At 34.3% G+C, this 12,978-nt stretch carries 10 protein-coding genes; 8 read left to right on the top strand and 2 right to left on the bottom strand.

The features are described from left to right. Positions 1-2 precede the first annotated feature (2 nt). Complete coding sequence (rimK, locus tag Q5N74_RS02545; RefSeq protein ID WP_304387121.1) at positions 3-881, bottom strand: 30S ribosomal protein S6--L-glutamate ligase; 879 nt, start codon at positions 879-881, stop codon at positions 3-5. After that, complete coding sequence (locus tag Q5N74_RS02540) at positions 878-1,303, bottom strand: RimK/LysX family protein (protein WP_304387120.1); 426 nt, start codon at positions 1,301-1,303, stop codon at positions 878-880. The genes rimK and Q5N74_RS02540 overlap by 4 nt, the downstream gene beginning before the upstream one ends. Positions 1,304-1,419: 116 nt before the next feature. On the opposite strand from Q5N74_RS02540, the gene uvrC reads away from it, so the two are divergent. The 8 genes from uvrC to pgi all read left to right on the top strand — a co-directional run bounded on the left by uvrC (position 1,420) and on the right by pgi (position 12,958). Then, positions 1,420-3,213, top strand: a complete 1,794-nt coding sequence (uvrC, locus tag Q5N74_RS02535; RefSeq protein ID WP_304387119.1) for an excinuclease ABC subunit UvrC — start codon at positions 1,420-1,422, stop codon at positions 3,211-3,213. A 28-nt stretch (positions 3,214-3,241) separates the two neighbouring features. After that, positions 3,242-5,473 (top strand): patatin-like phospholipase family protein, encoded by a 2,232-nt coding sequence (locus Q5N74_RS02530; protein WP_304387118.1) that lies wholly within the window; start codon positions 3,242-3,244, stop codon positions 5,471-5,473. A 255-nt stretch (positions 5,474-5,728) separates the two neighbouring features. Beyond that, a complete protein-coding gene (locus Q5N74_RS02525; protein ID WP_304387117.1) occupies positions 5,729-6,889 on the top strand; it encodes a homogentisate 1,2-dioxygenase in 1,161 nt (386 codons plus the stop codon). 115 nt (positions 6,890-7,004) lie between these two features. Further along, positions 7,005-8,165, top strand: a complete 1,161-nt coding sequence (hppD, locus tag Q5N74_RS02520; RefSeq protein ID WP_304387116.1) for a 4-hydroxyphenylpyruvate dioxygenase — start codon at positions 7,005-7,007, stop codon at positions 8,163-8,165. A gap of 199 nt (positions 8,166-8,364) precedes the next feature. Beyond that, entirely contained in the window at positions 8,365-9,147 is a 783-nt protein-coding gene (locus Q5N74_RS02515; protein WP_304387115.1) for a DUF3108 domain-containing protein, read from the top strand. Between the two features lie 8 nt (positions 9,148-9,155). After that, positions 9,156-10,073, top strand: coding sequence for a tryptophan 2,3-dioxygenase family protein (locus Q5N74_RS02510; RefSeq protein ID WP_304387114.1), 918 nt, complete (start codon positions 9,156-9,158; stop codon positions 10,071-10,073). Continuing rightward, positions 10,055-11,335: a peptidoglycan DD-metalloendopeptidase family protein gene (locus tag Q5N74_RS02505; RefSeq protein WP_304387172.1), complete on the top strand. Its 1,281-nt coding sequence runs from the start codon at positions 10,055-10,057 to the stop codon at positions 11,333-11,335. The genes Q5N74_RS02510 and Q5N74_RS02505 overlap by 19 nt, the downstream gene beginning before the upstream one ends. Before the next feature lie 3 nt (positions 11,336-11,338). Then, positions 11,339-12,958: a glucose-6-phosphate isomerase gene (pgi, locus tag Q5N74_RS02500; RefSeq protein WP_304387113.1), complete on the top strand. Its 1,620-nt coding sequence runs from the start codon at positions 11,339-11,341 to the stop codon at positions 12,956-12,958. Positions 12,959-12,978: the final 20 nt, after the last annotated feature.

The raw sequence follows: 12,978 nt of genomic DNA, 5'->3' as shown, positions 1-12,978 counted from the left end.
AATTATTTATGGGTGTTGCTCTCAATATAGGTAATGATGTTTTTGGCGATGTTTTTACCAGTGGCTTCTTCAATACCTTCTAAACCTGGAGTGGAATTCACTTCTAGAAGCAAAGGACCTCGCGCAGATTGTAGCATGTCTACTCCACAAACCGGTAGTTTAAGTACACGAGAAGCGTTGATGGCTAAGCGTAATTCAGCTTCACTTAATTTAATAATATTAGCAGAACCACCACGGTGTAAGTTAGAGCGGAATTCACCCTCTTTACCTTGACGTTTCATAGCGCCTACCACTTGTCCGTCTACAATTAACGCACGTAAGTCGGCACCTTTAGCTTCTTTAATAAATTCTTGCACAATAACACGTGCTTCTAAGCCATTGAAAGCTTCTAAAACAGATTCAGCTGCATTTTTTGATTCAGCTAAAACAACACCTAATCCTTGTGTTCCTTCCAGTAATTTTATAATTACGGGTACACCACCTACGTGTTCAATAACTTCTTCCACATCGCGGGAATAGTTGGTGAATACCGTTTTAGGCATGCCAATTCCTGCTTTACTTAAGCGTTGTAAACTTCTAAGTTTGTCTCTAGAACGTTGAATAGCGTCTGAAGTTGCAATGGTAAATACATTCATCATTTCAAATTGACGTACTACCGCACAACCGTAAAACGTGATAGAAGCTCCAATTCTAGGAATAATAGCATCTACATAATCTAAATAACGGTCTTTGTAGAAAATGGTTGGTTTCTCCTTTTCAATGATGATATCACATTTTAAAGGGTCAATAATTTCAATTTTGTGTCCTCTCTTTTCACCTTCTTCAACAAGTCTTTCAGTTGAATATAAATTAGAATTCCTGGATAATATAACTATGTTCATAAGGTTTTTGAATTATAAGAAACATTTTCTAAATCGACATCGACCATAAATTTTCGTTTTAAAAATTGCCTGCCAATTAGCACAGGAAACTTCATGTCGTCTCGGGTGCTTAAAGTTAAATTAATCTTATATATTTTGCCGAAAAATTCGACTTCAGATTTTATTTTATAACGATTTTCTTTAAATCCGTTACTACTTTTAACGTTGGTACGGGTGTACTCGTTGAAAGTAATCTCGGTTTTACCAAAATTTTGATGCTCATCACTGTTGAAAACACAACGTAAGGTGTTGTTTTCTTCAATTATTTCAGAATAATGAATTGCAGAGGTGTAAGCACCCGTATCGATTTTAACATCGATATTGTACAGGCCTAACAGCGGGAAATCAATTTTATCCACTCTGCCAATTATTTTTTTATTCATTTTATAGTTTTGAAATGTGCCGCAATGTAACGAATAGTTAGGTAGCTTCAAAAGTTTAACAGATTTATACAAGGGTATTTTATCAATAAAAAATTAAAATAATTACCTTTACCTTAATGGATAAACCTACTTTAGAAATACAATTACAGACCTTGCCAAATGAGCCGGGTGTGTACCAGTATTATGATGCTGATGGCATGATACTTTACGTTGGAAAAGCTAAAAACTTAAAGAAACGGGTTAGTAGTTATTTCACCAAAACACACGAGAATGGAAAAACACGTGTATTGGTTAAGAAAATAGTAACTATAAAGCACATTGTAGTCGACACGGAAACCGATGCGTTACTGCTAGAAAACAATCTTATAAAGAAGCACAAACCCAAGTATAATGTGTTGTTGAAAGATGACAAATCATACCCATGGATTTGCATAAAAAACGAACGATTTCCTAGAGTCTTTTCAACCCGCCGCGTTTTTAAAGATGGCAGCGATTATTTTGGACCCTATACCAGCATGAAAACGGTTCACACCTTGCTGGATTTAATAAAAGGTTTGTATTCACTTCGGAATTGTAACTACGATTTATCTGAAAATAAAATTGAAGGAGGTAAGTATAAAGTCTGTTTAGAGTACCATTTAGGAAACTGCAAAGGCGCTTGTGAAGGCTATGAAACCGAGGAAGAATACAGTGAGAATATAAAGGATATTAAAGAAATTTTAAAAGGAAATTTCAAAGACTCTCTGTCTCAGTTTAAAGTGCAAATGAAGCAATTGGCTGAAGAGATGCACTTCGAAGAGGCTCAAGAAATTAAAGAAAAGATAGAAGTTCTTGAAAATTACCAATCTAAATCGACCATTGTAAACCCGAAAATTAGCAACGTAGATGTGTTTTCAATAATGAGTGATGAAAGTTATGGGTATATAAACTTCTTGCAACTATCATACGGGTCTATTATTAGGTCGCATACTTTGGAAATTAAAAAGAAATTAGACGAAACTGATGTGGAATTGTTGGAGTTGGCTATTACGGAGATTCGCCAAAGGTTCCATTCCAAGTCCAAGGAAATTTACGTACCTTTTAAAGTAGAACTGGGCGAGGGGCTTAAAGTAACTGTGCCGCAGTTGGGTGATAAAAAGCACATCTTAGATTTATCCCTTCGAAATGCAAAATACTTCCGTATGGAGCGTTTTAAACAAGATAAAATTGTAGATCCAGACAGGCATGCCAATAGGATTATGGCGCAAATGAAAGCCGATTTAAGGTTACACGAAGAACCACGACATATAGAGTGTTTTGATAACTCGAATATTCAAGGAACACACCCCGTTGCAGCTTGTGTTGTTTTTAGAAACGGAAAACCAAGTAAAAGAGATTATAGACACTTTAATATAAAAACAGTAGTTGGTCCAGACGATTTCGCATCGATGGAAGAAGTTGTGTATCGTCGTTATAAACGAATGATGGAGGAAGAGCAACCTTTGCCACATCTCATTATTATTGATGGTGGAAAAGGGCAATTATCATCCGCATTAAAGAGTTTAGATGTTTTGGGCTTACGCGGAAAAATTGCAATCATCGGAATTGCAAAACGTTTGGAAGAATTATTCTATCCAAACGATCCAATTCCACTATATTTAGATAAGAAAAGTGAAACCCTTAAAATAATACAGCAGTTACGTAATGAGGCGCACCGTTTTGGTATTGAACATCATAGAAATAAACGAAGTAAAACGGCGTTAAATACAGAGTTGGAAACCATTCCAGGCATTGGTGAAAAAACAGTTATTGATTTGTTGAAGCATTTTAAATCTGCAAAACGGGTGGCAAATGCCAAGTTAGATGAGTTGGAACCTGTTGTAGGGGTTTCTAGAGCCGAAAAAATTTATAATTATTACCATACTAAATAGTACATTCATAAACACTAAGAATTAGCAAATGAAATATTTTTTAACATGTCTTGTTTTTGTACTTTGTTTTGAGGGGCTTTCTCAAAACATTGATAAAGAGCCTGTTAAAGTTGGTCTGGTTTTAAGTGGTGGTGGAGCTAAAGGTTTGGCGCACATTGGCGTGCTAAAAGTTATTGATAGCTTGGGTGTGAAAATAGATTACATCGCAGGTACTAGCATGGGGGCAATTATTGGAGCTCTTTATGCTTCGGGGTATTCAGGCCATCAACTGGATTCTATCTTTAAAAAACTGGATTTTGATAGGCTGATAAACGACGATTTACCAAGAGATTCTAAAGCATTTTATGAGCGTGATAATTCTGAAAAATATGCGGTAACACTGCCTTTTGAGCATCTTAAAGTGAAATTACCATCGGCATTATCACGTGGTCAAAATACCTACGGGTTGTTTTCCAGACTCACGCTGCATGTTAATGGTATCAACGATTTTAGCAAATTACCAACACCTTTTTTCTGTATAGCAACAGATGTAGAAACAGGTCAAGCTGTATTGTTAGATTCTGGTAATTTAGCGCAATCGGTTATGGCGAGTGGTGCATTACCAACGCTTTATCAGCCGGTTACTATTAAAGATCAGGTGTTAATAGATGGTGGTGTTGTAAATAACTACCCTATAGATGAATTGCTGGCTAAAGGCATGAATGTCATTATTGGGGTAGATGTACAAGATGGGTTGGCTACACGAGAAGAACTAACATCGGCTCCAGATGTTTTAGTTCAAATAAATAATTTCAGGACTATTAGAGACTTGAAGGCTAAGATTAAAAAAACAGACATTTATATAAAACCAGATATTAAAGAATATTCAGTAGTATCCTTTAGTGAAGGGGCTCAAATTATTGAAAACGGAAAACAAGCAACCATTGCGGAAGTAGATGCGCTAAAAAAACTAGTTGATAATGATGCTTTTGTGGTAAGGCCTAAAATTAATTGTAGAGAGCGAGATAGTATTACAATTAATGATATCACTATAAATGGCAACTCTAAATATACCAGAGCCTATGTTTTAGGGAAGTTGAAACTTAAAAATAAAGAAAAAATTAGTTACAACTATTTCAATATGGGGGTTAATAATTTAGTGGCAACTAATAATTTTGATTCTTTCGAATATGAATTGAAAAGTAGTGAGGATAAAGAAGGCTTCGATTTAACAGCAAATTTGGTTGAAACTAAAATTACCACCTTTTTGAAATTAGGCTTGCATTTTGATGATTTATATAAAAGTGCTGCCTTAGTAAATTTAACGAAGAAACGTTTGTTGTTTGACAATGATGTAGCTTCCGTTGATGTGATTTTAGGGGATAACGTGCGTTACAATTTCGAGTATTTCATAGACAAGGGGTTTTATTGGAGCATCGGGTTGAAATCGCGCTACAACCAATTTAATAAAGATATTAGTGCGAGGTTGTTGTTGGATGATGCGCAATTAACAGGGTCTGAGTTAAATAAAGTAGATGTTAAACTACAAGACCAAACCAATCAATTTTATGTTCAAACCTTATTTAGAAAAGATTTTTCGTTTAATGCAGGATTAGAACATAAGCGATTGGGAATAAAAACGGAAACTCTCTCTACAAATAGTCAAACCAATAAATTTATATTCGAAAACACCGATTATTTAAGCACATTCGGAGGTTTGAAATTAGATAGTTACGATAATAAATACTTTCCTCAAAAGGGACTTTACTTTGATGGTGATTTGCATATGTATTTATATGCTTCCCGTTTTAATGAAGATTTTGAAAATTTTTCATTAGCAAAAGCAAATATGGGGTATGCTTTTAGTGTTTCAGATAGGTTGGCGTTTAATTTACAAACCAGTGGCGGATTTAAAATAGGCGATAAATCGACTAAATTTTTAGATTTTGCACTTGGCGGCTATGGTAATAACCTTATTAATAATTTTATTCCATTTGTTGGTTATGATTTTATATCCCTTACGGGGAATAGCTATGTGAAAGCTTATATAAGTGCCGATTATCAAATTATGAAAAAACACCACATCACATTAGAGGGGAATTGGGCCAATATTGATGATGATATTTTTCAAACCGGGGAATGGTTTACACTACCAGATTATAGAGGTTATGCCTTGGGTTATGGGGTAGAAACTTTTATTGGGCCTATTCAAGCAAAATACAGTTATTCACCAGAGTCGAAAGAAAGTAATTGGTTTTTTAATGTTGGTTTTTGGTTTTAATGGCCTTTTTTTCATTTCCGCGAAAGCGAAAATCTTAAAGCTATTTTATAATAAAAAAGACTATATTTGTTAGGTTATGCAACATTTTTGGCAAGACTTATTATTATTTCTACACTTCCTTATCAAGAGAAATCCTGAGTAAGTATACTTTATTGTATCTTTATATGTAATTGATTTTTAGTTTATTGTTACCCGTGAACACTTTCATTGGGGCAACGTTCAACTTTATACTTTTAACTTTTAAATTTTTAGAGTATGCCTTTTTATCATAAATTAGGAAGTATTCCGCATAAACGCCATACACAATTTAAAAAACCAGATGGCAGTCTGTATTACGAGCAGTTATTTGGCACTATTGGCTTTGATGGTATGTATACAAATAGTTACCATCAGCAGCGCCCAACACAAGTAAAAGCCATAGAAAAGCAGTACAGTGTGGCACCGAAAATTGCCAAATCAAACAATATACAATCGTATCGTTTAAAAGGTTTTCAAGTAAAACCTGAACAAGATTATTTAGAAAGCAGAAAAACTGTTTTAATAAATAAGGATTGTGCTATTATTTTGGCGGCTCCACAGCAATCTACCCAAGATTATTTTTATAAAAACACCGATGCCGATGAACTTATTTTTATACATAAAGGCACCGGTAAATTAAGAACCCATTTAGGAAATCTTGATTTTAAATATGGCGACTATCTATTAGTACCACGAGGTGTTATTTATAAAATAGATTTCGATACTCCAGATAACCGTTTGTTTATTGTCGAGTCTCGACGTCCTATTTACACCCCAAAACGCTATAGAAATTGGTTCGGGCAACTTTTAGAGCATTCGCCTTTTTGCGAGCGCGATATTCGCAGGCCAGAAGAACTAGAATCGCATAACGAAACGGGCGATTTTTTAATTAAGGTGAAAAAGCAAGATGATATTATAGAAATGGTTTACGCATCACATCCTTTTGATGTGGTTGGGTATGATGGCTATAATTATCCATATGCTTTTTCAATTCATGATTTTGAGCCTATTACGGGGCGAATTCACCAGCCGCCACCAGTGCACCAAACCTTTGAGACCGATGCTTTTGTAGTGTGTAGTTTTGTGCCTAGGTTGTACGATTACCACCCCTTATCCATTCCTGCACCATACAACCACAGTAATATAGATAGTGACGAGGTGTTGTATTACGTAGATGGCGATTTTATGAGTAGAAACGATATTGAAGCAGGCCATATTTCATTACATCCAGCAGGTATTCCGCATGGGCCACATCCAGGAGCTACAGAGCGCAGTATTGGTAAAACCAAAACCGATGAACTCGCTGTAATGGTAGATACCTTTAAGCCTTTAATGGTTACGGAAGAGGGCATGAAAATAGCCGACGACGATTATTTTAAATCGTGGATGGATCATTAAATAAATTAAAAGTGATGTTCTATTTTATAAGTAAAAAAGGATGTCGTAACAATTAGGGTTAAAACCCGAATATTCGAAACCAACGAAACGAATAAACAATTAAACTTTCAACACAATGAGTAAAGACATAAAATCAGTAAACTACGGTTTAGAAAAAATATTTAAAGGCGCTCAAGATTTTTTGCCGCTTTTAGGAACAGACTATGTAGAATTCTATGTAGGGAATGCGAAACAATCGGCACACTTTTATAAAACAGCCTTTGGGTTTCAATCGTATGCGTATAAAGGTTTAGAAACAGGCTCGAAAGATTCTGTGAGTTATGTGCTTAAACAAGATAAAATTAGGTTGGTTTTAACCACGCCTTTAAACAGTAAATCGCCTATAAACGACCATATTGTAAAACATGGTGATGGTGTTAAAGTTGTGGCGCTTTGGGTGGAAGATGCTAGAAAATCATACGAAGAAACCATGAAACGTGGTGCAAAATCATATATGGAGCCTGTTGTAGAAACAGACGAACATGGTGAAGTGGTGCGTGCAGGTATTTATACCTATGGGGAAACCGTGCATATGTTTGTAGAACGTAAAAATTATAATGGTTCATTTTTACCAGGTTTTCGGGAGTGGAAATCAGATTATAATCCAACACCAGTAGGCCTTAAATATATTGATCACATGGTGGGTAATGTAGGCTGGGGCCAAATGAACACCTGGGTAAAATGGTATGAAGTGGTTATGGGTTTTGAAAATTTCTTGTCCTTTGATGATAAGCAAATACATACCGAATATTCAGCCTTAATGAGTAAAGTAATGAGTAATGGTAATGGTAGAATTAAATTTCCAATTAATGAACCTGCCAAAGGAAAAAAACGCTCTCAAATTGAAGAATATCTTGATTTTTATGAAGGCGCAGGGGTGCAACATATTGCTGTAGCCACCGATGATATTATAAAAGCAGTGAGTGAATTGAAAGCACGAGGTGTTGAGTTTTTATCAACCCCACCTGAAGATTATTATCGCGCTGTTCCAGAAAGATTGCATGAGCATAATCATGAATTACGAGAAGATATCGAAACACTTAAAAGTTTGGGTATTATGATTGATGCTGATGAAGAAGGTTATTTATTGCAAATTTTCACAAAACCAGTTGAAGATAGACCTACCTTGTTTTTCGAAATTATACAACGTATGGGAGCTCGTGGTTTTGGGGCAGGAAACTTTAAAGCCCTTTTTGAATCTATAGAAAGAGAACAAGCTAACAGAGGAACTCTTTAGAAATTGTTAAATATTTTATTAAAAAGCTACCTGTATTGGTGGCTTTTTTTGTTTACATTAGAAGTGAATTAATATTAAGGTTTTCCTATAATTACAAACCGTATAAGTAATTTTTATATTTTTGGAACAGTAATTGCAAATTCTTATTTAATTATAATAAAACAAACTCAAGAAGTGAGTTCCAATTACCCCAATAAAGATGAAAAAGATACTACTTATAATTTCAGCAATAATAATTACACAAATATCCTTTGCGCAGCAAGAATCGGCATTTGGTGATGGCGAATGGTTTCAATTTAAAATGAGTTATAGTGGCTTTTTAAAAGCAGGAAATGCCACACTTTATGTGAATGAGACCAAGCTAAATAACAAGGACGTGTACCATGTGATAGGGAAAGGATGGACTTCTGGAATGATCAAATGGTTTTTCAAAGTTAAAGATCGTTACGAAAGCTATTTTGATAAATACACCTTGTTGCCATATAAGTTTATTAGAAATATAGACGAAGGTGGCCACACGAAAGATATAGAGGTTGATTTTGATCAAAAAAACAATAAAGCCTACGTAAACGATAAAAAACATAAAACACAAGCAGTATTTGATACCAAACCGAATATTCAAGATATGGTGTCTACTTATTATTATTTGCGAAATAAAATTAACATCAATACGTTGAAAATAGGTGATGAGATTCGTACAGATATGTTTTTTGATGATGAAAATTATGGATTCAAATTACAATATCTAGGCACCGAGGTTATTGAAACCGATTTCGGTATGATTGAAACCTTAAAATTCAGACCCTATGTAATGGCTGGACGTGTTTTTAAAGAAGAAGAAAGTTTATCCCTTTGGGTGTCGAAAGATAAAAATAAAATACCTTTGCGTATCAAGGCCGACTTAAGAGTGGGGTCTTTACGAGCGGATTTAGAGGCCTTTAAGGGGTTGAAGCATCCTTTTAAAATTGTTGTTGAAAACTAAAAGATATTTTGGAATCAAAAATAAACAATCAACTTAAAGAGAAATACGAGGCGATAGACCAAGATTTAGAAGCTTATTTGGAGGGTTTATTACATAGTAAACCAATTAATTATTGGGACTATATTCAAACGGATGCCTTGCTAAGTCTTCAAACGCAACGCACCGTTTTTCCTGACGAGATGGTTTTTATTATGTACCATCAAATCAATGAGTTATTGTTTAAAATGATACTTGTTGAAATTGATCAAGTAGCAAAAAGTAATGAATTAACAGTGGAACTGTTTACTTCCAAATTAATGCGCATCAGTCGTTATTTTGATATGCTTACATCTTCTTTCAGCATCATGAAAGACGGTATGGATGTTGCGCAATACAATAAATTTAGAGCGACTTTAACACCTGCGAGTGGTTTTCAAAGTGCACAATACCGAAAAATTGAGTTTGCATCCACAGAACTTATCAATCTTATAGATAAACGTTTTAGGGATTCTATCGATAGAAATTCATCTTATGAAAATGCTTTTGAGCATCTATATTGGCAAGCAGCAGGCAAGAATTATAAAACAGGGAAAAAAAGTTACACATTAACAGTCTTTGAAGAAAGATATAAAGACGAATTTATTAGATTTGCGCAGTTTTATAGCACTAATAATTTATACTCTAAATTTAAGGAACTTCCAAAGGAAGCTCGAGAGGATAAAACTTTAGTGGATGCTATGCGCCATTTTGATTATACCGTGAATATCAAATGGGTAATGGCACATTATAACACGGCAAATCATTATTTAAATATAGGTGGAAAAACCGCCGAAGCAACAGGAGGAAGTGAATGGGTAAAATACATGCATCCAAAGTATCAAAAAAGAATATTCTTTCCGGACTTATGGACAAAGCAAGAAATAGAAGAATGGGGAGTAAATATTTAGTAGCACTCGTTGTATTATTAGCATTCGTTGGGTGTAAAGATAAAGAGCAAGTTGTAGTAGAAGAAATAGCAGTTGTAGAAAAACCAGCAGATATTTACGAATTTGGTTTTAATTTAAACGATTTTGTAGTTAAAAGAGATACCATAAGACAAGGCGATTCCTTTGGTGTTATTTTAGAAAGAAACAAAATTGGTTACCCAAGAATATTTTCAATTGCTGAAAAAGCAAGAGATACCTTCGATATTAGACGACTTCAAATAGGAAAACCTTATACCTTACTTTGCTCTAAGGATTCTTTAGAGACTCCTAAATGTTTTATATATCAACCTAATCAAGAGGAGTTCGTTGTTATTAGTTTTCAAGATTCTATTCATGCTTACACAAGTAGAAAGCCTATTAAATATGTAGAAAAATCGGTTACGGGTGTTTTAAATAGTAGTATATCTCAAGAGTTAGATAAAAAAGGTATTAGCCCTATTTTAACCAACATGCTAGCAGAACAAATTTATGCATGGACTATCGATTTTACAAGACTTCAAAAAGGCGATTCGTTTAAAGTAATTTATACCGATAAATATATTGATGATACTATTTATGCAGGAGTACATAATGTAAAAGCTGTAGTTTTTAATCATAAAAACACCCCGTATTATGCCTTTAGATATAGAACGGATTCTATTAAAAATATATACGAATATTATAATGAAGCAGCTAAAGATTTACGTCGTGCCTTCTTAAAAGCGCCCGTACAATTTAGTAGAATATCATCTAAATACAATTTAAATAGACGTATTGCGTACTACGGTTTTGCATTGCGCCCACATAAAGGAACCGATTTTGCAGCTGCTATAGGAACACCTATTTTGGCCACGGCAAACGGAACAGTTACCGAATCGCAATATAAAGGCGGTAATGGTAATTATGTGAAAATTAGACATAATAGTACTTATGAAACTCAATACCTACACATGCAAAAACGTAAGGTTAATGTTGGGCAACATGTAAAACAAGGTGATGTTATTGGTTGGATAGGGATGACCGGGAATACTGGAGGTCCACACGTATGCTATCGCTTTTGGAAAAATGGTAAACAGGTTGATCCGTTCAAAGAAAAATTATCTCAATCTGAACCTATTGCAGAATCTCTAAAAGGTGATTACTTAGATTTTATTAGACCAATAAAGCTTAAATTAGATACGTTACCTATTTTTGATGAATCAAAAGAAAAACAGGTAAAAACCACTGTAACTCAAAAAGAATAAATTATGGCACTACCAACTATCAACCCAACAACAACAAATGCTTGGAAAAAGCTTCAAGACCATTTTGATAAAGTAAGTAACAATCACATGAAAGATTTGTTTGCTCAAGATGGAGATAGAGCAAATAAATTCACCATCAAGTGGGATGATTTTTATGTAGATTTTTCTAAAAACAGAATTACTGAAGATACTTTAAAGTATCTATTGGAATTGGCCGATGAGGTGAAGCTGAAGGAGGCTATTAAAAGTCAGTTTTCTGGTGAAATAATAAACCAAACCGAAGGTCGTGCTGTGCTACATACCGCATTACGCGCACCGAAAACCGCAGAATTTCATGTAGATGGTGTTAATGTGATGCCAGAAATATATGAAGTAAAGCAAAAAATAGAAGCCTTTACAAATGAAGTTGTAACTGGAGAATTAAAAGGGTTTACAGGAAAAGCATTTACAGATGTAGTGAATATTGGTATTGGTGGTTCCGATTTAGGACCAGCCATGGTCGTAGACACGCTTCAATATTACAAAAATCATTTAACAACTCATTTTGTGAGTAATGTAGATGGCGATCATGTAAATGAAGTTATTAAAAAACTAAACCCAGAAACAACACTCTTTGTCATTGTTTCAAAAACATTTACTACACAAGAAACACTATCTAATGCCAATACTTTGAAAGCATGGTTTTTAAAATCGGCGAATGAAGAGGCTATTGCAAAACATTTTGTGGCGGTATCAACCAATATTAAAAATGTAAAAGCTTTTGGTATTGATGAAAACAACATTTTTCCAATGTGGGACTGGGTTGGCGGTCGTTTTTCTTTATGGAGTGCCGTTGGTTTAACAATTAGTTTGGCTGTAGGGTATAAAAATTTTGATAGTTTATTGCAAGGTGCCAACAAAATGGATGAGCATTTTAAGAATGAAGATTTCAAAACCAATATACCGGTTGTTTTAGCCTTAATAAGTGTTTGGTATAACAACTTTTTTAAAGCTGAAAGTGAAGCCGTTATTCCTTATTCTCAATATTTAAACCAATTTGCTACCTATTTACAACAAGGTATCATGGAGAGTAATGGTAAAAGTATTGATAGAAACGGAAACCCTATAGAATATCAAACAGGTACTATTATTTGGGGAGAACCAGGAACGAATTCACAACATGCCTTTTTTCAATTAATACATCAAGGAACCAAGTTAATTCCGGCTGATTTTATTGGGTTTACTAAATCACTACATGGTAACCAAGACCATCAAGATAAGTTAATGTCTAACTTTTTAGCACAAACGGAAGCTTTGCTAAATGGTAAAACAGAAGCAGAAGTGGTGGCTGAAGATACTGATGCTAAAATAGTTCCATTTAAAGTATTTGAAGGTAATAAACCAACAAATACAATTTTTATTAACAAATTAAGCCCAGAAAGTTTAGGGAAATTAATTGCGATGTACGAACATAAAATATTTGTACAAGGAATTATTTGGAATATATTTAGTTACGACCAATTTGGTGTGGAACTAGGTAAGCAATTAGCAAGCAAAATTTTACAAGAGTTTAACAATAGCGCGAGTAATGCGCATGATTCGTCTACTCAAAATTTATTAAATCATTATAAGAAAATGTCGTAAAACACTAACTTATAATCCTT

Origin of the sequence: Mariniflexile sp. AS56 (assembly GCF_030552475.1) — a bacterium.
Taxonomy (GTDB): Bacteria; Bacteroidota; Bacteroidia; order Flavobacteriales; family Flavobacteriaceae; genus Mariniflexile.
This window is presented reverse-complemented; position numbering and strand designations above follow the sequence as displayed.